The organism is Bradyrhizobium sp. CCBAU 53338 (assembly GCF_015291665.1).
In the GTDB taxonomy this organism is placed as follows: domain Bacteria; phylum Pseudomonadota; class Alphaproteobacteria; order Rhizobiales; family Xanthobacteraceae; genus Bradyrhizobium.
In genome coordinates this window covers 68,857-88,432 of sequence record NZ_CP030049.1, presented here as the reverse complement: position 1 = coordinate 88,432, position 19,576 = coordinate 68,857, and the positions used below count along the sequence as shown (strand labels likewise).

The 19,576-nt window shown below is 59.6% G+C and carries 20 protein-coding genes and 1 pseudogene; 6 read left to right on the top strand and 15 right to left on the bottom strand.

Annotation, left to right across the window (positions count from 1 at the left end; translation table 11 throughout):
- Window positions 1-119: 119 nt before the first annotated feature.
- On the top strand, window positions 120-440 hold the full coding sequence (locus XH90_RS34710; RefSeq protein WP_128930039.1) for a putative quinol monooxygenase: 321 nt from the start codon (window positions 120-122) through the stop codon (window positions 438-440).
- Window positions 441-523: 83 nt separating this feature from the next.
- Window positions 524-1,555: an aldo/keto reductase gene (locus XH90_RS34705; RefSeq protein WP_128930040.1), complete on the top strand. Its 1,032-nt coding sequence runs from the start codon at window positions 524-526 to the stop codon at window positions 1,553-1,555.
- Window positions 1,556-1,701: 146 nt separating this feature from the next.
- On the opposite strand, the gene XH90_RS34700 is transcribed toward XH90_RS34705, so the two are convergent.
- The 11 genes and pseudogenes from XH90_RS34700 to XH90_RS39915 all read right to left on the bottom strand — a co-directional run.
- Entirely contained in the window at window positions 1,702-2,598 is an 897-nt protein-coding gene (locus XH90_RS34700) for a hypothetical protein (protein ID WP_128930041.1), read from the bottom strand.
- 58 nt (window positions 2,599-2,656) lie between these two features.
- Window positions 2,657-3,391, bottom strand: a complete 735-nt coding sequence (locus XH90_RS34695) for an amino acid ABC transporter ATP-binding protein (RefSeq protein ID WP_128930042.1) — start codon at window positions 3,389-3,391, stop codon at window positions 2,657-2,659.
- Complete coding sequence (locus tag XH90_RS34690; RefSeq protein WP_128930043.1) at window positions 3,375-4,022, bottom strand: amino acid ABC transporter permease; 648 nt, start codon at window positions 4,020-4,022, stop codon at window positions 3,375-3,377. Before XH90_RS34690 ends, XH90_RS34695 begins: the two co-directional genes overlap by 17 nt.
- A 15-nt stretch (window positions 4,023-4,037) precedes the next feature.
- Window positions 4,038-4,721: an amino acid ABC transporter permease gene (locus XH90_RS34685; protein ID WP_128930044.1), complete on the bottom strand. Its 684-nt coding sequence runs from the start codon at window positions 4,719-4,721 to the stop codon at window positions 4,038-4,040.
- A gap of 34 nt (window positions 4,722-4,755) precedes the next feature.
- Window positions 4,756-5,553 carry a transporter substrate-binding domain-containing protein gene (locus tag XH90_RS34680; RefSeq protein ID WP_128930045.1) on the bottom strand — a complete coding sequence of 266 codons (798 nt, stop codon included), beginning with the start codon at window positions 5,551-5,553 and terminating at the stop codon, window positions 4,756-4,758.
- A gap of 354 nt (window positions 5,554-5,907) precedes the next feature.
- Entirely contained in the window at window positions 5,908-6,702 is a 795-nt protein-coding gene (locus tag XH90_RS34675) for a shikimate dehydrogenase (RefSeq protein WP_128930046.1), read from the bottom strand.
- A gap of 17 nt (window positions 6,703-6,719) precedes the next feature.
- Window positions 6,720-7,193 carry a nuclear transport factor 2 family protein gene (locus tag XH90_RS34670; RefSeq protein ID WP_128930047.1) on the bottom strand — a complete coding sequence of 158 codons (474 nt, stop codon included), beginning with the start codon at window positions 7,191-7,193 and terminating at the stop codon, window positions 6,720-6,722.
- A gap of 4 nt (window positions 7,194-7,197) precedes the next feature.
- Window positions 7,198-7,926 (bottom strand): ribonuclease activity regulator RraA, encoded by a 729-nt coding sequence (locus XH90_RS34665; RefSeq protein WP_128930048.1) that lies wholly within the window; start codon window positions 7,924-7,926, stop codon window positions 7,198-7,200.
- A gap of 138 nt (window positions 7,927-8,064) precedes the next feature.
- Window positions 8,065-9,171: a mandelate racemase/muconate lactonizing enzyme family protein gene (locus tag XH90_RS34660; protein ID WP_128955142.1), complete on the bottom strand. Its 1,107-nt coding sequence runs from the start codon at window positions 9,169-9,171 to the stop codon at window positions 8,065-8,067.
- Between the two features lie 17 nt (window positions 9,172-9,188).
- A complete protein-coding gene (locus XH90_RS34655; protein WP_245470724.1) occupies window positions 9,189-10,463 on the bottom strand; it encodes an IclR family transcriptional regulator C-terminal domain-containing protein in 1,275 nt (424 codons plus the stop codon).
- Between the two features lie 216 nt (window positions 10,464-10,679).
- Window positions 10,680-10,841 (bottom strand): annotated as a pseudogene (locus XH90_RS39915) (hypothetical protein); the annotation flags it as partial.
- A gap of 293 nt (window positions 10,842-11,134) precedes the next feature.
- On the opposite strand from XH90_RS39915, the gene XH90_RS34650 reads away from it, so the two are divergent.
- Window positions 11,135-11,722, top strand: a complete 588-nt coding sequence (locus XH90_RS34650) for a type IV toxin-antitoxin system AbiEi family antitoxin domain-containing protein (RefSeq protein ID WP_232995553.1) — start codon at window positions 11,135-11,137, stop codon at window positions 11,720-11,722.
- 218 nt (window positions 11,723-11,940) lie between these two features.
- Here XH90_RS34650 and XH90_RS34645 read toward each other — a convergent pair whose 3' ends face one another.
- The 3 genes from XH90_RS34645 to XH90_RS34635 all read right to left on the bottom strand — a co-directional run bounded on the left by XH90_RS34645 (window position 11,941) and on the right by XH90_RS34635 (window position 14,144).
- Window positions 11,941-12,531 carry a mobile mystery protein B gene (locus XH90_RS34645; protein ID WP_128930051.1) on the bottom strand — a complete coding sequence of 197 codons (591 nt, stop codon included), beginning with the start codon at window positions 12,529-12,531 and terminating at the stop codon, window positions 11,941-11,943.
- Window positions 12,528-12,980 (bottom strand): mobile mystery protein A, encoded by a 453-nt coding sequence (locus tag XH90_RS34640; protein ID WP_128955143.1) that lies wholly within the window; start codon window positions 12,978-12,980, stop codon window positions 12,528-12,530. Before XH90_RS34640 ends, XH90_RS34645 begins: the two co-directional genes overlap by 4 nt.
- Before the next feature lie 246 nt (window positions 12,981-13,226).
- A complete protein-coding gene (locus XH90_RS34635) occupies window positions 13,227-14,144 on the bottom strand; it encodes a LysR family transcriptional regulator (RefSeq protein ID WP_128930053.1) in 918 nt (305 codons plus the stop codon).
- 239 nt (window positions 14,145-14,383) lie between these two features.
- Here XH90_RS34635 and XH90_RS34630 point away from each other — a divergent pair, with 239 nt between their 5' ends.
- From XH90_RS34630 to XH90_RS34620, 3 genes are all read left to right on the top strand, one after another.
- Window positions 14,384-15,619 carry an MFS transporter gene (locus tag XH90_RS34630; protein ID WP_347341926.1) on the top strand — a complete coding sequence of 412 codons (1,236 nt, stop codon included), beginning with the start codon at window positions 14,384-14,386 and terminating at the stop codon, window positions 15,617-15,619.
- A 55-nt stretch (window positions 15,620-15,674) separates the two neighbouring features.
- Window positions 15,675-16,862 carry a mandelate racemase/muconate lactonizing enzyme family protein gene (locus tag XH90_RS34625; protein ID WP_128930202.1) on the top strand — a complete coding sequence of 396 codons (1,188 nt, stop codon included), beginning with the start codon at window positions 15,675-15,677 and terminating at the stop codon, window positions 16,860-16,862.
- Between the two features lie 83 nt (window positions 16,863-16,945).
- Entirely contained in the window at window positions 16,946-18,196 is a 1,251-nt protein-coding gene (locus tag XH90_RS34620; RefSeq protein ID WP_164933592.1) for a beta-propeller fold lactonase family protein, read from the top strand.
- Window positions 18,197-18,279: 83 nt separating this feature from the next.
- Here the strand turns inward: XH90_RS34620 and XH90_RS34615 are convergent, their stop codons facing one another.
- Window positions 18,280-19,575: a glycerate kinase gene (locus XH90_RS34615; protein ID WP_128955144.1), complete on the bottom strand. Its 1,296-nt coding sequence runs from the start codon at window positions 19,573-19,575 to the stop codon at window positions 18,280-18,282.
- Between the last annotated feature and the right edge of the window lies 1 nt (window position 19,576).

Sequence of the window (19,576 nt, the reverse complement as noted above, 5' to 3'; positions counted from 1 at the left end):
GTCGAGCGCGATCCTTTCGATTTCTAGCGCTCGCGCCCGTGACGACCGGCGGCTTATTTCTTGTTTCTTATCGGTCGGCATATGCCGCGACCGTCTCTCCGCTCTTGAGGTAGAAAGCCATGTCAGGAACTTTAGCCATCGTCGCGCGCTTTGTCGCGAAGGCGGGTTGTGAGGAGGAATTGAGGGCTACACTACTAGAGGCTGCGGCAATCGCCCTGGCGGAGGAGCCTGGCTGTCGTCGCTTCGAAATCCTGCAGGCGGTTAATCCTGATGGCGTGGTGCTGCCGGATACTTTCATGTCCAATGAACTCTTCGACGACTACGAGGCCGTCGAGGCGCACCGTAACTCCAGGCACGCTCCCGTCCGCAAGGCTCGGATCCGTGCTCTTGTGTCGAGCCAGACCCGGATCGAGATGGGCGCTGTGATTGATGAAGTCTGATGACGCTCCCCCGAGATCGAGCATCCAAAATGAGCCGCTTTGCAACGAGGCAAGCACAGGGTGCTTATGGCTAGGACAATGTGATGGAACATAGGGGTGTCGGCCGTTCAGGGCTGAGGATCCCAGCCCTGGCCTTTGGGACAGCGACTTTCGGCGGTGGGAACGAGTTCTTTCGCAAGTGGGGCACGACCGATCTATCGGAGGCCCGACGGCTCGTCGACATATGCCTCGATGCGGGGCTGAATCTCTTTGACACCGCCGACGTCTACTCGATGGGCGCGGCGGAAGAAATCCTCGGAAAGGCTCTGGGCTCACGCCGATCGCAGGCCCTGATCGCCACCAAGCTCGGCTACCGCTCGCATAGCGGGCCGAACGGAATGGGGGCGAGCCGGCAGCACATCATAATGGCGTGCGAGGCCTCGCTGAAGCGACTTGGCTGCGATCACCTCGACCTGCTGCAACTCCACGGCTATGACGAAAATACACCGATCGAGGAAACACTGCGCGCCTTCGAGGAACTGATCAAGGCCGGGAAGGTCCGCTATATTGGGGCGTCTAACTTCTCCGGATGGCAGCTGGCCAAGATGGCCACCACCGCTGACTGGCTTGGCTTGCCGCGCCCCATCTCGCATCAGGTCCACTATTCCTTGCTGTGCAGGGACTATGAACACGAATTGATGCCCGCGGGTTTCGATCAGGGCATAGGCGCCATCATATGGAGCCCGCTATCCGGCGGCAAGCTTAGCGGCAAGATCAGCCGTGACCGGCCGCCGCAGGCCGACAGCCGAGCGGCGAAATTCGGAGGCCTGACCGAGCGCGACGCCAAGCTCTTTGACATCGTGGATGCGCTCAACGATATCGCGCAGGAGCGCGGGACAAGCGCGTCTCAAGTTGCGATCAATTGGCTACTCGCCCGGCCAACCGTCTCAAGTGTCGTCATTGGCGCCCGCACGGCCGAACAGCTCGTTGAAAACATCGCAGCCCTCGACTGGCAACTTTCCATCAAGGAGGTGGAGCGCTTGAACCAAGTGAGCGCCTCGCCAGCACCCTATCCCTATTCACATCAGTCTATGTTCCCTGAATTACTTCGTCCGCTCAGCGGAATCTCTCGGTAATGCATGCAACTGGCAGGCTAGGGTCTCGCAATGTTTGGCACTTTCGAACAATGCTCGCCTGAACGGTCCATCCCTGCCGGGGCGCGGCGCTTGCAAAGGGAGACCAAATGTCCGACGCCATCCGCAGCTTTGACCATCCGCGGCTATCAACTCATGGAAATCACAACAGAGCCCTTCAGCTCGTCTCCGGGTTCCAGAATCACAGTTCCAGTGTCAGCACAACCGCGAGCGAACAGGTTGAACCCGTCCGCAACGTGGCTGACGGGCTCTGCGCATAGATGTGCGGCATCAGCGGGCCGATGCAGCACAAAATGCGAAAATGCAGGATCCCCTCGCATTTCAATCCGATCACCATTCGAGCGGTGAATAACGCAGAGCCCGCGCCATCCACTGCGATAAAGCGTCACCTCACCGGGCGGCAATGAATCTGCTGTGGGCCCGGCAGAATGGGCATCCGGCAGCGCGGCGAGATAGTCCGTCGTCACGGCCCAGTCGATCGGTGCGTCAAACTCTATGTTGTCATCGACTTGGTGCTCGAAATAGGGATGCAGGCCGATTCCACCCGGCATCGGCGTCTGCGCCTCGTTTCGAAGATTGAGACAAAATATGGCACGCGAGGGTTCAAGTTCGACCTTAAGAGTTGCGCTGAACGCCCAAGGCCAGTCGGCGCCTCCCTTGTGCGAGTATCGCATCGTCACCTGCGATGGCGTCAGCGAGATCGTCTCCCAAGGCATCCTGTGCGCATGCCCGTGCAACGTATGCGGCAGCGCGTCGGGATGGGCCGCAAGCTCGTACCGCTTACCCTGGAAGAGAAGAACCCCATCCCTCACGCGGTTGCTATAGGGGACGAGGGGATAGATACCACCCTTGGGCCAGCGCAGTAACTGAGCGGGCTCTACCCCGGCCGGGAACGGACGCAAGACCCGTCGCGGCAAGCCGCTACCCTTGCTGCTGCACAGCTCGAGAGAGGTCACGCGTCCGCCAGCGGACGCCGAGAAGCCAAGTCGAGCCGCACCGGCCGTCAAAAGCTGGTTGGTGATCATAGAACGCCATTCAAACCATTTGAGATGGACCGTTTGAGCGCCCGTTCACTGCCGCAGCTTAATGCTCAGCTGATTCGGCGACGAACGCCGCCAGCTCGGGCGTCGCAGGCATCCGCAGGATGTCCGACGATCCCATTTCGTGCACCTTGCCATCGCGCATATAAATGACGCGGTCCGCCACCTTGCGGGCAAAGGCCATTTCATGGGTCACCAGGATCATGGTCATGCCGTCGGCCGCGAGCTGCTCCATGACACGCAACACTTCTCCCGTAAGCTGCGGGTCGAGCGCTGAAGTCACTTCATCGAACAGCATCAACTTAGGCTCCATGGCAAGGCTGCGGGCAATGGCTACGCGCTGCTGTTGCCCGCCGGAAAGCTGTTCCGGATAGCAGTCCATCTTCTCCCGCAGCCCCACTTTGGCGATCACAGTATCCGCAATTTCGCGGGCCTGCCGCTGCTTCATGCCTTTTACCATGCGCGGGGCCAACATGATATTTTCGGCCACGGTCAGGTGCGGGAAGAGGTTATAGCTTTGAAAAACGATTCCGACATCGCGTCTCAAAGACTTCAAGTCGATGTCGTCATCATGGAGCTCGTGGCCGCAGATCAGCATCGAGCCGCCTTGGATGGTCTCCAGGCGATCCATGCAACGTAGCGCCGTGCTCTTGCCCGATCCGCTCTGGCCGATGATAGCGGCGACTTCGCCCCTGTTCACCTCAAAGGTGACACCTTTAAGGACTTCCAGCTCGCCAAAGCTCTTGCGCACGTCCTTTAATTCAACGATTGGCGACATTGAGTTTCCTTTCGAGGGCTCTGCTTTGAACCGACAGCGGATAGCAGATCGCAAAGTACATCAGGGCAGCGATGCCGAAGTAGAGAAACGGCTCAAATGTTGCGTTGTTGATGATCTTTGCGTTGTAGGAGAGCTCGGCGTATCCGACCACAAGTGAGGCGATCGATGTGTTCTTGACGATCTGGACCAAGAAGCCGACTGTCGGTGGAATGGCAATGCGCAGAGCTTGCGGCAGGATGACAGCCCTCATGCGCTGCCAGCGCGTCAGGCCGAGGCACTCTGCGGCTTCCCATTGCGGCTTCGCCACCGCCTGAATGCAGCCGCGCCAGATCTCGCCCAGATAGGCGCTGCTGTAAAGTGTGAGCGCGAAGGTCGCTGCCGTCAGCGGAGATAAGGAGTCGTAGCCCAAAATGCTCGGCCCGTAAAAGCACAGACCCATGAGGACGAGCAACGGAAGTCCCTGCATGATCTCGATATAGGCCGCCGCCCCGCGCGAAATCGCCCAATTCCGCGAGATGCGTGCCAGAGCGACGATGAAGCCGGCGATGCCGCCAAACAGGAAAGTTAACAGGCTCAATACGACCGTCGCCCATAGCCCCTGGAGCAACGAGAGAATGTAGGCGCTATTCATCTGCTATCTCCATGCTCACAGCGGGGTTCCGAGCTTGCGGCGGCGAGGAAACATCGCAAGCCCGAGGAGAGCAAAACCCCCACGTACCAGTATGGCGAGACCTAGATAGATGCCGCCGAGCACGACGAAGATTTCGAAATTGCGATAAGTCTCGCTCTGGATACGGTTAGAGATCCCGAATAGCTCCTCAACGCCAACCGAGGACACGATGCTCGAGGCCAGCATCAACAGAACATACTGGCTCGACAGCGCCGGATAGACGCGCTCCAGCGCTGGCCGAATAATCACATGCAGATAGGTTTGGGTGCGCGACAGTCCAAGGCAGGTCGCCGCCTCAAGCTGGCCGCGATGGATCGATTCAATGCCCGCACGCACGATCTCAGTCGTATAAGCTCCGATATTGACCGTCAGCGCGATGGTCGCACCAACCAGGATGGGCAACCGAATTCCCATGCTCGCAATGCCAAAGATTAGGAAGTAGCACTGCACGAGCAGCGGCGTATTGCGGATGAACTCCACATACAAGGAGACGATCCAACGGGCCCAGGTTGGCCCGCCGGTCCGGACCACGGCGCAGGCACCACCTAAAAGGATGCCGAACACCGTGCAGAATAAAGTGAGCCGTAGCGTCGTCCAGATACCCTCCAACAGGAGCGGCCAATAAGCCAGCACGGCTGCGAAGTCGAAATTGTAAGTCATAGGACTTTGCTCGTTTCAAGGGCCGTAGGCCATGTCATTGAGACGCGGCGATGACTTCCTGGGGCAGGTCGGCGCCCTGAAACTTCTTGAAGATCGCTTGGAGTTTTCCGTTGGCGATGTTCTTCTTCACCCAGCTGTCGACCCATTCCTTCAGATCCGTATCCTCCTTACGCATGCCAACACCCATAGGCGCGGTCCGAAGCGGCAGCTTCAGCTCAAGCTCTTTGGCCGGGTTCTTCTTATTGATCAGGTCGACAAGGGTCGGCACCTGCGCGACCAAGTCAAGCTGGTTGGACACGACCGCCGTCATGGTCGTTGCTTCATCCTCAAAGCGCACGATTTCCGCATCTCGCGGGGCCGCCGCAGTCACATCCGCATCGTTCGTCGTGCCGCGCGTGACGGCAATGCGCTTTCCCGACAAATCAGCGAACGTCTTGATCTGCATGCTCTTCGGTGCTGCCACATAGGACGTCGCTCCAGAATATGGCAGCGAGAACGCGATCAGCTTCTTGCGCTCATCAGTGATCGACAAGGCCGAAAGGACTGCGTCTGCGCGATGCGACATCAGGAAAGGAATGCGATTGGCGCTGTTCGTCCCCACGATCTCCATCTTCACGCCGAGATCGGCAGCCAAGAGCTTAGCTGTTTCGACTTCCGAGCCAGTGGGATTGAGGTCTTCGTCCTTGAATGCCCAGGGAGGGACACTGAGATCGACGGCGATGCGAATGATACCCGCGGACTTGATCTTCTCAAGCGTCCCGGCTGTCGCTGTTTGCCCCAAGAGGGCCAGCGAGACAACAGCAGCTGTCAAAACTCTAGCAAGAGTCTTCATTTTCAATCCTCCCGATGGCAATTGACTGTTCGAATTAGAGCTACGCCCAGATTTTCGGCTAGAAGAGGTCGATTCGGACTCGGTATTCGGAGCGCATCCGCTTCCGCCCCGGCGTTATTCTCGTCGCGGCGGTGCCAGGCAGAGCGACCACTCAGGGAGCAGGCGGCGATCGATTCCTTTGGCCCGACCGCCTCGATGGCGTTCGCAAGTGTCTCCTCCAGAGTGCCAAGTATTGTTGTTATGATTGCGCGAAACGTTAGCGAGCGCGGCTTTCAACGTGAAGCCCGTCTTTCATTGTCCGCGAGAGATCGTCTCACTTCGTGAGACTGTCGCCGTTAGTGAGCGGTCTGATGCTCAATGACCAGAGGTCATGAAGGAGAACAGAAGCGCGATCTGTCCATCCAGCATGTGCGTGCCGTCTCGCGTGGCGCAGCCAATCTTGGCTGCCTCCGACAGGAGCCTTGTCGGGACCGGATCGGTGATAACGTCGGCAACGATCATGTGCGGCGCAAGTTGAGCGGGATCGACTGGTAGCGGGTCGCCGTCCCGCAAGCCTGCCGACGTCGCATTGACGACAATATCGCAATCGCGAGGAACGGCAGTATCGATGGAGACCTTGCCTGGATATGCCTTACTAAGCCTGTCAAACAGGCTGTTCTGGTTTGACGCGTCGAGGTCGTGGAAGGTCAACCGGCGGGCGCCTTCTTCGAGCATGGAGACGCCGATCGAGGAGCCTGCACCGCCCGCGCCGACCATGAACACGTTTTTGCCGGCGATGGCATGGCCCGCCTTCTTCAATCCGGCAGTCAGACCGGCACCGTCGAAATTGTCGCCGAGCCAGCGGCCGTCCTGTTCTCGTCGCATGGCGTTGATCGCCCCGAGGACCTTGGCGCGATCAGACAGGCGGTCGCAATGCGCGATCGCCCCGAATTTGTGTGGCAGCGTGATAAGAATACTGTCGATGTTGAGCATTGCTTTGAGGGCCGCCAGAGCCGTGTCAAGATTGCCTCTCTCGACCTGCAGCGGCACCAGCACACCGTCATATCCGGCATCCTCCATTCGCTTGGTCAGCCAGCCCGGTGCCAGCACCTGCGAAATAGGCGAGCCTATTAGCGCATGAACGCGTGTCTTTCCGGTCAGTGAGGTCATGAACAGGCCCGGGCGCTTCAGGACAATTTGGGCGGAGGCGAGGGCGGCGCCATGGCATAGCCCCTGGCCTCATAGTCGAAGTCATGCAGCTTGTTGACTGTCTCGGCCTTGTTGACGGGAGAGGCATAGTAGGCCCGGATCTCGGCAATCCGTGTGACGTCGTCGTTGAAGACGTACCATTCATCGCCGCGCAGCACCTCACCAAGGGCCGTCTTCCAATGGGTCCATTCGATCACCGCTTCGTGGCCGTCCGAGCTGGCCAGAACCTTCTCAATGGTCCAGCGCGATCCCATCGTTTTGACACACCAGACCCAGCCGTCGGCTATTGCCTGAGCGCCGCGCCAGGGCGCACCAGGCAGGCCGGGTGGGAAATAGTGGACAGCATTGCTCGTGAAGCAGTCCAGCAGCGCCTGGTGATCGGCATCGTTGCAGGCTTGAAAGTATCGGCGGATCAAGGCCTCCGCCTGCGCGGCTTTCGTGAGCGCACCCATCGCTTTACTCCGCCGCTCGCCGGGCTCGCCATTCCGCGTATTCCTTCAGCGTTGCCTCGTTCGGCGGGTAGGTGCCCCAAAGAGGCGCGCCAGCATCGATCTTGGTGAATAGAAATCTCTCGCGCAGCTCCTGCTCATGAGACTCCTCCGCCACCTCCTCGGCGATGGCACGTGGGATGACGACGACGCCATCGCTGTCCCCGACGATGATGTCGCCGGGGTAAACGGCAACATCGGCGCAGCCGATTGGCAATTGCATGTCAACCGCGCGATGATAGGCAGGGCGCGTCGAGGCCGTGTTGGCCCTGCAGTAAGCGGGAAACGCCATTTTTGAGATTTCTGTCCCGTCGCGGAATGCGCCGTCGGTAATGGCTGCCGCAACGCCCTTGCGCATCATGCGCGTCATCAACATGTTGCCGGCCGATGCGGCACGCGGGTCGTTGCGGCTGTCGATCATCAGGACTTGGCCTGCACCAATCGCCTCCACGGCCTCCCACTGCATATTGTCCTCACCCCGCTTGCGGAGATCAGAAAGATCCCAGTCCTTGTCTTCCCGCGAGGGAATGAAGCGCAAGGTGAAAGCCTCCCCGGCAAACGCACCAGCGCTCGGATTGAGCGGCGTGATCCCAACCAGGAATTGCTGACGATAGTTGCGCTTGAAGAGCTGCGTGGTCAGCGTCGCTGTCGAGCAGGCCTTCAGCTTTTCGAGGGTTTGGGAAGCAATCGGAGCCATGCGTATCTACCTCCAAGAACGGAATCTAAACCAGCGCAAGCAGTGCAATGCTTGCCTTCAGGCATCACCATAGCGGCAGCAGTGCTCGGCGGAAGGCCTATCAAGCTCGCAGCGAGTGCGCCGTCTCACATGTTGAGATCAGGTGCGGGGAGCGTAGCGCTTGAGGACATCGAGATCTGGTTCAAAGCCGATGCCGATGCGATCAGATGCGCTGACAACCCCCTTCACCGGCTTCGGTGTGCTCGCGAGCCACACTTCAGGGTCGACGAACAGGAACTCGATCAGCGTCTTCTCCTGCATCAAAGGCAGCATCGCCAGGGTCGCAAGATATCCCGGCCCGAAGTAAGGCGTATGTGGCATGACGCTCTTACCGTGTCGCTCGCATGCGGCCAAGATCTTGACGAATTCGGAGATCCCGCCGACTTTTGTCATACTCGGCTGTGGATAGGTAACAGCGTTGATGATCCGCATGAAATCAAAGGCCGTGCTGGCGTTCTCACCGCTGCCAACGGGGATTGCGGCCTTCTCAATCTCCTCCATACTCTTGTAGTCGTCGGGCGGGAATACCGGCTCCTCCACCCACAAGGTGTTGCAGGCGCGGAACGTTTCTCGCAAAGCGATCGTCTCCTGCATGGACCAGGCGCAATTGGCGTCAACCATCAGCGCGACACCGGGCCCGATGACCTCGCGCGCGTGCCTGATTACATCCGGGGCGATCTCGTGAAGCTTGATGTGCCGGTAGCCGCGCTCGAGCGCCCGCTTGCATTGCTCAGCGACGAGGTCCTTGTCGCCATACCTGACGAGGCTCGCATAGGCCGGCCGGTGCGTCGGCGCATTCGCCCGGAAAAGCCGCCATAGCGGCACGCCCTGCCGTTTCGCCTTCAAGTCCCACAGCGCGATGTCGACCCCTGACAGCGCGAACATGGTTATGCCGTAGCGTCCAAAGAGATGAAGTTTCTTTTGCACCTCCAGGTTCCAGGCAGCGATATCGTCGATGGCTGCCTCGGTCACAAACGGCGCGATCATGTGATCGACGGCCGCGCGCACCGCCTCCAAGCAGAAATAGGCAAAGGCATCGCCCCAGCCGACATGCCCATCCTCATCTTCGATACGAATCAGCACCATGTCGAGGCGATGCCAGCGGGACGGCGTGCCGCCCGTGCCCGGGCCGCCATCGGCGAACGGAATGCGCACCGGAAAGGTTTGCAGTGAGATGATCTTGGGTACGGTGTTGCTTTGGGGCATAATGCGAGTGGCCTGGGTCAAAGCCTTGCGACTGGATCGGCGAGGCCGCGCTCGCCGACATCGATCGACAGGAGGTGTCCCGAAAGAGGAGCATTGGCGAGGCTTTCGCGCGACAGGCCGGTGCGGGCACTGGTCACGAAGAGCTCGGACAGGGAGGCTCCTCCAAACGCGATACCGGTTGGTCTTGGCACGGGGAGGGCGACGGTTCGCTCAATCTCTCCGCTCTCATTAAGCTTCACGACGCTCCAGCCGTCCGACAATCCAACCCATGGGTTAAATTGCTCGTCGACGGCGAGGGCGCAAGGAGCGCCCGCGACCTTCGGAATATCGGCGAATTTTCGCTTTCGCGCCGCCTTTCGCTCAAGCAGATAGACGCATTGACGCGATGGCTCCGTCGCGAACAGGCCGGCATCACCGCAAAAGGCGATGTCGCTCACCTGGCCTTGCACTTCGAACACCGGTTCCATCCCCGATTGCCGTCGCCACGGTCCAACCAGGCTTATGTTGGCCTCGGCGCTGTAGGCTGCTGCCCAGATCTCACCAGCCTCCGAGACGCGCAGCACTTTGAAGGAAATACCCGGCTTTCCTTCAATGCGCTCCTGGCCGCCCGATAAATTGTCGATCACGATGTCATGGCCAACTGAATAGGCGACGCCGCCCTCGACAAGGCACAGCGAGTTGATGCCCTCAGAGAGCGCCTGCAGCGAGACGGTGAAGGGATGCCCGCCGTCGGCGCGGATAGCAGGCGCCAACAGGTCGGCCCAAACCAAGTTCTGCGCGCGCGCATCCCAGCGCGGCGCCGCGCCCACAAAGGCTGTGCTCTTCGTCCAGACCTTGTAATTTCCCGGATCATGCCGAGCGCTCTTGATGGCAGGTGCGAGCAGGCTCGAAATCCGTCTTGCGACATCAACGAGCTCTTGCCCTAATCGTTCGGCGCGCTCGGCGGTGATGCGAAAAGTCGGGCCGGCCACGCTGATGGCCGCAAGCGGTTTGCCGGCGGGATCGAGAATAGCCGTTCCGACGCAGCGGGTGCCGAGAACTATCTCTTCGTCATCGATCGCATAGCCGCGCGCACGGACGATGGCCAGATGTGCCTTCAACTGCTCGCCGTCACAAATCGTCTTCTCGGTAAACTTGGCAAGCCCGTCGCGGACCACCAAGTCGAGTTGCGCGTCGGAGAGATGAGCGAGGATCGCCTTGCCCTGGCTTGTGCAATGCATCGGTTTAAGCGCGCCGAGCCTCGCATTGGATCGCTCGGAATGTGCGCTCTCGAAGCGGCCGAGCGAGAGCACGTGGTGACCGTCTTGAACCGCGAGATAGGCGGTCTCACCGGTCAAATCGCGTAAGCGCCTCAACTCTACGGACGCAATTGACGCAAGGTCAGACGACGACCAAGCATTCTGTGCAAGATCGAGAAAGTTGAAACCAAGCGTGTAGGCCTGGGTGCGCGGATCTGCCCGGATCAGTCCACGCGAGATCAGCGCCGCAAGGATGCGATACAGGGTCGCCCTGGGGATGCCCGTCTGGTCCGCAAGACGCGCCTGGTCGAGGACGCCGGGTGATCTGCCGATCAGCTCGAGAATATCGCAGGCCTTTCCCAGAAGCGCCGTCCCGGCGACATTCTTAGGATGGATCAGCTCCGGCGACCACTCGACTTCGTGTTCAGACATGGCCCAATTTTAGGTTCACGAGACGAGACCATCCAGCCTGTCGCAGGCTTGGTGCGCCTCATCCAGCCGGGTTGCCCACATGGTGAGACCCGGAGGGGCAGATTCCGAGCCAGTGAAGCGAGGGGTTATGTGCTTGGTTTCAAAAAGGCATTTGTCTTGTGGGAACGTCGCATTGATATAACTCCTTGTGCAAAATCTTGACACTTGCAAGGTTTTGTATCATGCGGGTTTCCATGAGGAAGCAACCACAACGCCAGAGGGATAGGGCGATCTCGCTTCTTCAGAAGCGGGGCATGATGCGCCTTTCTGAATTTCTCCAGGAAGGGATCACGGCCGCAACCATTTCCCGAATGGAACAGAAGGGCACGCTCAATCAGCTCAGCCGCGGCCTTTACCAGCTACCCGATGCACTGCTCGACAGTAACCACTCGCTCGCAGTTGCTGCGAAACTCATTCGAAACGGCGTCATCTGTTACGAGTCTGCGCTCGCCTTCCATGAGCTGACAGACCGCATCCCGCCCTATGTATGGATGGCGATCGGTCCGCGCGACTGGCGGCCCAAGATTGCGCGGCCTCGCATTCAAATTACGCGCTTTGGTCCCAAGGAGTTTGACAAGGGGATCAAGCATTACACCATCGAAGGGATCTCGGTACCGATCTACACACCGGCCAAAACTATCGTCGATCTCTTCAAGAGCGGCCAACGTCAAAAAGCCTTCTACAACGTCCCCACAGGCCTTGCGCACGCCACGCAAGCGATGAAAGACGCGATCAGACTGCGCAAAGCGACACCCTCCGAAATCGCAAAATACGCCGCCGAAGCCGGCATATGGGACAAAATCGTTCAGCCGCGCCTTGAGACGCTGACCTTGAATGCGTAGGCCGCTGACGAATGTCGGAGCATCCATCCGTGGCCGCCTGCTCAATCTTGCAAACAGCGTAACGAGCCTTTCGATCTCTTGCTCACACAGTATGCGTTCGAACGGCTGCTCTACAGGCGAAATCTGCGGATCCCTGCTGTTGATTCCGACGTAGACCGAGTTAGCTAAGGAAAGCGCCTTGGTTTAGTTAGGGTTTGCCCGATGGTGGGCCGGGCATTTTATGATCGCGCGAAAGCGATGAGGGGCCCGAAATCATGGTTGTCGGCAGCCTGAAGCGCTGCAATGTAGGCCCTGCGTGCGGTGCCGGCTGTCTGCAAGCCGGCGGCGCCCCATGTAAAGCGCCGGCCCCCAAGCTGCACGATCAACAAGTCAGCAGCCAATCGTGACCAGCGACCGTTGCCGTTTGGGAACGGATGTACGGATACGAGGCGGTGATGGAAGCGAACCGCAAGTTCGTCCGGTGGATAGGTGTTGTTCTCAATCCAATACCTTGCGTCGTCGAGCACCTGATGCAGCGAAATTTCGATCAGATGTGGCGCGACACCAAGATTGCGCTCCGTCGTTCGAAATTTTCCAGCCCAGCGCCAGACGCGTTCGAACATGCGCCGATGCAAACTCTTGAGAAAACTTTCCCGCGTCGGAACCTTGCGGCGGCCAAACGCCCAGCGGTTTGCCGTCGCGATGTTCTGCTGCTCCAGTTCGTTCAACTCGCTACGTAAGGTAATGTGCGTTGGGATAAGATCTTCGCGCTCCTGAGGGGTCAGCGGTGTCGCGTGATCGTCGGCGGCATGCAGATCAGTCTCAGTCATTCGTCGTCCCAGAGGCGCGCGGGGCGTTTCAACAAATCCTCGATCGCTTGTTCCCGAAGCGCGCGGGCAGCCTGATTGTCCTCCACCGCTTGGTCCTCGAGCCGCATCGTTTGCTCGATAGCTCGTGATTGCCGCTCGGCGACCTCAGCAGCTCGCTTGGTTACAACTTCTGCGAGGGGGCGGTCGGGTACAAGCACATAGACCAGCCTGCAGCCGAGGGCCTCGGCCGCGCGTTGAAGCGTATTGAGGGTTACGCTGCCGCCTTGCTCGGATTTTTCGAGTTCCACGATGCGTGGCTGCGAAACCCCCAGCCTCTTGGCATATTGGGCGGTGGTCATGCCGAGGGCGTCGCGGATCGCGCGAATCCAGCCCTTGGGAGGGCGCTGGGAGTGCGAGAGCGCTCGGAGCGCGGCAAAGCGGCTGTCGAGATGCCGGATAGCGTCTTTCATCCGATAAGATATACCATATAACGAGCTGATAAATCTATAAGGAATACCATATTAATATTTCCCGCGGTAATAAGCTTTTTCTTATAATACACAAGGTTGACAATAAGATAAATCTTATCGAAGTGACGCAGGGCCTTCACTACGACCTTTCGTCAACCATTTAACATCATTGCAGAAGTAAGCGACGAGCCACCCCAGGGCGGCGGTGGCGGACCGAATCCGGGTCCGCGTTCTGGTTAGTGGCCTCTAGGGCTGCAGCTGCAAGGGCCGGCGGACACCGCTGCCCTCGTCCCGAAAGGCAAGCTCGCGCAGGCGCGGTAAAACAGGATTGCGATTGTCACTTCTCCAGATGGCGTGCAATTCAGCAAAGATAGAGCGCCCAAAGCGGATAGGCCGAAACACGACATTGTCGAAGCAGGCATTGCGGGTCTCTCCGGGAACAATCGCAAGACCCAACCCCGTGCTGACCAGCGCGAGGATGGCTTGTGCCTGGCTCATCGACTGCACGACATTCGGCCGGATGCCGGCGGCTCCAAACGCCATGGTCAGCAGCGAGTTCATGTAGGGGCCAGCGCTCGAATACATGATGAAGGGTTGCCCATCGAGCTGCTCAAGCTCGGGCCGGCGCCGCCCCGCGAGCGGGTGATCGAGTGGCAGGGCGAGCGCCAGCTCCTCGCGGAACACGCATGCGCTTCTGACCGTCTCGGCCGTCTGCAATGGGCGCACCAAGCCGAAATCGATTTGCCCTGATTTGAGAGCTTCGAGCTGCTCGCGCGAGGTCAGCTCGACAAAGCTTGCTTCGATGTGCGGTAGTTCGCTGCGCAAGCACGAGGCAAGCCAAGGCAAATACCCGTAAGTTGTAGCACCCACGAAGCCGATCGTCAGGGCACCACCAGCCAATAAGGCTGCTTGTCGCGCAGCCTTCACCGCATTCTCCCGTTGCTGAAGCAGCCCTCGCGCTTCAGAGAGAAACGCCCTTCCAGCGACGGTCAGCTCAACCGACCGGCTCGTTCGCTCAAGCAGCGTCACATCGAGCTGTTGCTCGAGCATCTGGATGTGCCGGCTGAGTGGCGGCTGAGTCATGTTGAGGCGCTTGGCCGCTCGCCCGAAATGAAGCTCGTCGGCAACCGCAACAAAGGCACGAATTTGTGCAAATTCGATCATTGATAACTTTAAGGTATTAGCTCGATCCAAAATTGAGTTTAGACGTGAATTGATCCTGCGTCTAGGTTGGGCTCCGTGATCGGCGAGAGATCGATCCGGGAAAACCTCGACGGGAGGATCGTATGTCAGGGAGCAGAGTGGCGCGCTTCCAATTTCGTTTCGTGATCTTGGCACTCATCACGATGTTGCTGGCACTAAGCAGCGGCGATCGAGCGACGCTCTCGATCGCGGGCCCCAATATGTCCAAGGCTCTTGGCATCAGCCCGGTCGAACTCGGCTGGATGTTTTCCGCTTTCGCATGGGCCTACGTGCTGGCTCAGGTGCCCGCTGGCTGGATCACGGACAAGCTCGGCGCAAAGCTCAGCATCCTGGTCGGATTGATCCTCTGGTCGGTCGTCACGTTCCTGATGAGCGGCGTGGCCTGGCTCGCCTATCCGTTTCTGGCCATGCTCGCCTTGCGCTTCCTGCTTGGCGTGTTCGAATCTCCAGTCGGGCCGGCTGCTGGGCGCATCATCGCTGCCTGGTTTCCATCGAGCGAGCGCGGCATTGCCGGCGCGATCTTCAACAGCGCGCAATATGTCTCCCTCGTGATCTTCACGCCTTTGATGGGCTATCTAGATCATCGCTTCGGCTGGGAGCACATCTTCACTGTGATGGGCGTCCTAGGGCTCGCATTCTCCGCCCTCTGGTTCGTCACGTACTATCCGCCTGCTCAACATCCAAAAGTCGCGCCAGCTGAACTCGATCACATTCGCTCTGGTGGCGGCCTTGTCGACCTCGGCGCAGCTCCTGTGCGCTCCGCCGAGCGCGGTCCAAAATGGTCGGATCTGGCCGAAGTCTTCCGCAGCCGCATGCTCGTCGGCATCTTCCTCGCGCAGTACGGCATTACATCCATCACCTGGTTCTTCGTCTCCTGGTTTCCGAGCTATCTCGTCAAGGCCCGCGGCTTTTCGGTACTCGACGCAAGTTTAGTGGCGACCATCCCGGCCATCGCCGGCTTCGTTGGCGGCGTCATGACCGGCTTCTTCTCAGATTGGCTTCTTCGCAGGACCGGATCGCTAAGCACCGCGAGGAAGACGCCGATTACGATTGGTCTGTTGATGACGATGCTGATCATCGGCTGCAATTACACAGACTCCACCACGTTGATCCTAGTCCTGATGAGCGCCGCCTTTTTCGGCAAGGGCTTTGGATCGCTAGGTTGGACCGTAGTGGCCGATACCGCGCCAAAAGAAGTCATCGGGCTGACCGGCGGCGTCTTCAACGCGATCGGTAATACTGCCGGCATCACGACCCCGGTTGCGATCGGCTACATCCTTGCAGCGACCGGATCCTTCAATGGCGCGCTGCTCTATGTCGGCCTCCATGGCCTACTCGCCATTATCAGCTACTGGGTCATCGTGGGCCCGATTCAACGTGCCGTCATTCAGGAAAGGCCCGAGCTTCCTCGCGCTGCGCCAATACCAGCCGAATAGACGCCGGGCCGCAGAAGAGTATTCAACGACGAAAGAGGACGAACAGATGAACTTTATGCAAAACACGACACGCATCATTGCCAATCCGCTAGCTGCGGGACTTGCGCCCGGCGAAGCCACCACCGATCGAATCGCATGGGTCAAGCTATCGCTGGTTTTCCTTCCACTTGCCGCACCGATCAGCGACGCGAAGGTGCTTACCGGCCGCCAAAAGCCGCTCACGGAGATCGCGTTCCTGTTCGCGGAGATCGAAACCGAGCAGGGCCATAGTGGCATCGGCTATAGCTATTCGAAGCGCGCGGGAGGGCCCGGGCAGTTCGCTCATGCCAAGGAAATTGCCGGTGAACTTATAGGTGAGGATCCCAATGACATCGCGCGCATCTGGGACAAGCTGGTCTGGGCCGGCGCTTCCGTCGGGCGTAGTGGACTGTCAACCCAGGCAATTGCCGCCTTTGACATTGCGTTGTGGGATCTCAAGGCCAAGCGAGCGAAGCTGCCGCTGGCCAAATTGCTCGGCGCCCACCGAGATTCGGTTCGCTGCTACAACACATCCGGCGGCTATCTCTCCATGCCCATCGAGGAGGTCAAGGAGCGCGTCTCGATGGCGCTCGAAAAGGGCATCGGCGCCATCAAGCTCAAAGTCGGCCAGCCCGACCCGATGGTTGATCTCGCCCGCATCGAGGCAGTGCGCAAACATATTGGCGACGTACCGCTGGCGATCGATGCCAATCAGCAATGGGACCGCACGACTGCACTGAGGTTTGGTCGCATTGCCGAGCAGTTCAGCCTGACCTGGATCGAAGAGCCGCTGGATGCTTACGATTACGAAGGGCATGCCGCGCTCGCCAAGGAGCTTGCAACCCCGATCGCCACGGGTGAGATGCTAACAAGCGTCGATGAACATTACGAGCTGATCCGGCACAATTCGGTCGACTTCATTCAGCCAGACGCCCCCCGCGTCGGGGGCATCACCCCCTTCCTGAAGATCCTCGCGCTTGCCGACCATAAGAAGCTGCAGCTCGCTCCCCATTACTGCATGGAGATCCACCTTCATCTGACGGCGGCTTACGGCCGCGAGCCCTGGGTCGAGCACTTCGAGTGGTCGGAAGCCATGTTCAACGAGAAACTCCATGTCGTGAATGGACGCATGATCGTGCCAAACCGACCGGGCCTCGGCTTCAGCCTCTCGGATCAGGCTCGGGCATGGACTCGCGCCACTCACGAAGCCGGAAAGCGGCCCTAATAAACAGAAGGCTGGTCCGGCCCCGCCGGCCCAGCCTTTTGAGGCCGAGTAGACTTAGCAGCACGTTACGAGGAGTTGAACGCATGAACCGCGCAGTGTCACTCAGCCGCCGTACGTTTGTAGGCCTCCTTGCCGCAGCGGGGCTATCGCCACGAGCAGTTGCTGCGCAGAACACAGCTCGCGCGGTCCTCTACGTCGCAGTTGGGTCCGAGCTGATGTGTTACGAGGCCGACGACACGAAGCTCGCCTTGCAGAAAATTGACACTATTCGCGTGCCAGAGGCGGTTCAGTACGCCTGGAAGCATCCATCAAAGCCGCTGCTCTACGTGGCTTTTAGCAACCGGTATACCTCCAAGGCTGACGACCGGCACGGGGTCGCGGTCTATGCGATCGATCAAGACACGGGGCGGCTGCAGCAATTTGGAGAGCCTGTCTTTCTCAAGAACCGCCCAGTTAACCTCACGCTCGATCCGGCAGGGCGCTATCTGCTTGTTGCTTACAACATGCCGTCAGATCTGACCGTCCATGCGCTCGGGGAGAACGGCTCCATCGGAGTTGAAATCAAGCAGTCCGGCTCAATCGATGCCGGCATCTATGCTCACCAAGTCCGTGTCTCACCGTCTGGCAAGCTCGTCGTGCTTCCGACGCGCGGCAACGATCCGGGCGCCGGCAAGCCCGAAGATCCCGGAGCCCTGAAAGTCTTCCGATTTGAAGCGGGGCAGCTTTCGCATGAGACTTCGATCACTAAAGGAAACGGACTTGGCTTCGGCCCGCGGCACGTCGACTTTCATCCGGAAAAACCGTGGATGTTCGTATCGATGGAACGCAACAACCAGCTGCTGGTCTATGGGACGAGTGACGAAGGCATCGATCCTAAGCCGCTGTTCGAAAGATATACTGCTGAAAACCACGAAGCTAGGCTACCGGTCCAGTTCGTCGGCCCCATCCACGTGCACCCCAACGGCCGGTTCGTCTATCTTGCCAACCGCTCGGACGGAACGATCGATTTCGCGGGCCGAAAGGTCCATGGGGAGGGAGAAAATACTGTCGCCGTGTTTTCGATCAATCCCGCAAGCGGAGAGCCGACGCTCATCCAGACCATTGATACCCTGACCTTCCATTGCAGGACATTCTCAATCCATCCGGCCGGACGAATGCTGGTCACAGCTGCGGTTGCGCCGCTTGACGTTCGCGACGGTGGCGCCGTTCGGACGGTTCCAGCAGGGTTGACAGTATTCGACGTCGCCGACGATGGCAAACTGAACTTCGCTCGCAAATACGAGGTCGATATCGGCAAAGATTGGATGTTCTGGTGTGGAATGGTTGCTCTCTGAGCATGCAGCTCTGCACGACGCGCTCGCGGGAGCTCTCGCACGAGCGGGCGCCTTATGTAGGCGAACGAACGAGCTTTGCCAGCTTACGACGTCTGTTGCCTAGTCGGCGCAATCAGAACGGCCCGAATGTCATTGACATTTGTGAGAGTGGGACCTGTTCGAACGAGATCACCAAGACGCTCGAAAAAGGTGTAACTATCGTGAGCCGTCAGAAGCGCGCGGGCATCGAGCTGGCTCGCAGCGGCGCGATGCAAGGTATCTGGCGTCACCAAAGCGCCGGCGGCATCCTCCGTTCCATCAATCCCGTCACTATCCCCGGCAATGGCCCAAATGCCCGCCGCTCCATCAAGGGCCACCGCAAGTCCGAGCAAGAACTCGGTATTGCGACCACCACGACCTGCTCGGCCATGACCGATGCTAACTGTCGTCTCTCCTCCTGAAAGCAGAACGGCCGGCGCCTTTACAGGATGCCCGTGCTGAGCGACCGACCGGGCAATTCCGGCCATCATGGTACCGAGCTCTCGGGCCTCCCCCTCGATTGCGTCCCCAAGTACAACAGCGCTCAATCCCTCGCGCTTGGCGAGCTGCGCTGCAGCATCAAGGGCCGTGAGTGGCGCGGCGATAATACGGACATCTTCGGCAATGTCCCCAGGCTTCGCCGTATCTTGTCCGCCGTCTAGAACGGCTTGCGCAGAGTCGGGCAGCTTGATCCCGAAACGGCGAACGATCTCGCGCGCATTGGCCTTCGTGCTGGCATCCGGCAGCGTCGGGCCGGAGGCGATCGCAGCCGGATCGTCCCCCGGAATGTCTGAGATCACGAGGGTGAGGAGGCGCGCAGGGCGCGCTGCAAGCGCCAGCCGACCGCCTTTGATCGCCGACAGGTGCTTGCGCACCACATTCATCTCCGCAATCGTCGCCCCGCTCGCGAGTAATGCCCGGTTTACCGCTTGCTTGTCCGCGAGGGTCATCGGAGGGGCGGGAAGGGCCATCAGTGCGGACCCGCCACCGGACATCAACGCTAGGACCAGGTCATCCTTCGTCAGCCCTCTGACCGCATCCAGCATCCGCAGCGCCGCGGCCTCGCTCGAGTGGTCCGGGACGGGGTGCGACGCCTCAAGGACTTCGATCCCGCCCGCCGGCACCGCGTGCCCGTGCCGCGTCACAACGACCCCCGACAATTCGACGTCGGGCCAGGCCGCATCGACCACCGCAGCCATTGCCGCGGACGCCTTGCCGGCTCCGACAACAATACAGCGTCCGCTGGGCTTTGGCGGCAGATGCGTCGTGACGGCTATGCGCGGATCAGCGCTCGCGATTGCGGCATCAAAGAGTTGCCGCAGCAAGCTGCGAGCCCGTGCGTCGGTCCACACAGCGGACATT

Coding starts and splice junctions, on each gene's coding strand:
- XH90_RS34650 (WP_232995553.1), top strand. CDS start 11,135: ATGATGCGCCTTTCTGAATTTCTCCAGGAAGGGATCACGGCCGCAACC.
- XH90_RS34640 (WP_128955143.1), bottom strand. CDS start 12,980: ATGAAAGACGCTATCCGGCATCTCGACAGCCGCTTTGCCGCGCTCCGA.
- XH90_RS34660 (WP_128955142.1), bottom strand. CDS start 9,171: ATGCCCCAAAGCAACACCGTACCCAAGATCATCTCACTGCAAACCTTT.
- XH90_RS34675 (WP_128930046.1), bottom strand. CDS start 6,702: ATGACCTCACTGACCGGAAAGACACGCGTTCATGCGCTAATAGGCTCG.
- XH90_RS34620 (WP_164933592.1), top strand. CDS start 16,946: ATGAACCGCGCAGTGTCACTCAGCCGCCGTACGTTTGTAGGCCTCCTT.
- XH90_RS34635 (WP_128930053.1), bottom strand. CDS start 14,144: ATGATCGAATTTGCACAAATTCGTGCCTTTGTTGCGGTTGCCGACGAG.
- XH90_RS34700 (WP_128930041.1), bottom strand. CDS start 2,598: ATGATCACCAACCAGCTTTTGACGGCCGGTGCGGCTCGACTTGGCTTC.
- XH90_RS34685 (WP_128930044.1), bottom strand. CDS start 4,721: ATGACTTACAATTTCGACTTCGCAGCCGTGCTGGCTTATTGGCCGCTC.
- XH90_RS34630 (WP_347341926.1), top strand. CDS start 14,384: ATGTCCAAGGCTCTTGGCATCAGCCCGGTCGAACTCGGCTGGATGTTT.
- XH90_RS34625 (WP_128930202.1), top strand. CDS start 15,675: ATGCAAAACACGACACGCATCATTGCCAATCCGCTAGCTGCGGGACTT.
- XH90_RS34690 (WP_128930043.1), bottom strand. CDS start 4,022: ATGAATAGCGCCTACATTCTCTCGTTGCTCCAGGGGCTATGGGCGACG.
- XH90_RS34665 (WP_128930048.1), bottom strand. CDS start 7,926: ATGGCTCCGATTGCTTCCCAAACCCTCGAAAAGCTGAAGGCCTGCTCG.
- XH90_RS34615 (WP_128955144.1), bottom strand. CDS start 19,575: ATGTCCGCTGTGTGGACCGACGCACGGGCTCGCAGCTTGCTGCGGCAA.
- XH90_RS34695 (WP_128930042.1), bottom strand. CDS start 3,391: ATGTCGCCAATCGTTGAATTAAAGGACGTGCGCAAGAGCTTTGGCGAG.
- XH90_RS34680 (WP_128930045.1), bottom strand. CDS start 5,553: ATGAAGACTCTTGCTAGAGTTTTGACAGCTGCTGTTGTCTCGCTGGCC.
- XH90_RS34710 (WP_128930039.1), top strand. CDS start 120: ATGTCAGGAACTTTAGCCATCGTCGCGCGCTTTGTCGCGAAGGCGGGT.
- XH90_RS34705 (WP_128930040.1), top strand. CDS start 524: ATGGAACATAGGGGTGTCGGCCGTTCAGGGCTGAGGATCCCAGCCCTG.
- XH90_RS34645 (WP_128930051.1), bottom strand. CDS start 12,531: ATGACTGAGACTGATCTGCATGCCGCCGACGATCACGCGACACCGCTG.
- XH90_RS34670 (WP_128930047.1), bottom strand. CDS start 7,193: ATGGGTGCGCTCACGAAAGCCGCGCAGGCGGAGGCCTTGATCCGCCGA.